The 244-nt window shown below is 65.6% G+C and carries 1 protein-coding gene; it reads left to right on the top strand.

Annotated elements, in window-relative coordinates; translation table 11 throughout:
- Nucleotides 1-244, top strand: a 244-nt coding sequence (locus ACLJNW_RS27805) for a hypothetical protein (protein WP_410961813.1), incomplete at both ends; no start/stop codon positions are given.

Here is a 244-nt window from a genome sequence, read left to right as displayed (position 1 = left end):
GTCCACCAGTGCTGGGGCCGCGACCTGCTGAACCTGCCGGAAGGCGACACGGGCTTCGGCGTGATCAAGCCGTCGGGCAGCGAGCAGAACGTCGCCATCGTCTCCGGCAACCGCATCCTGGTGCGGCCGAAGGACGGTGACGTGCGCGTCTACGATTACCAACTGGGCGGCGATGCCAAGGCGGTGATCACCAAGGAAGTGCCGGACCAGGCCGAGCTGCAGAAGAAGCTGGAGTCGTTCATCC

This window comes from Salmonella sp. SAL4457 (genome assembly GCF_046548235.1).
Lineage (GTDB): Bacteria > Pseudomonadota > Gammaproteobacteria > Enterobacterales > Enterobacteriaceae > Salmonella > Salmonella enterica.
This window is presented reverse-complemented; position numbering and strand designations above follow the sequence as displayed.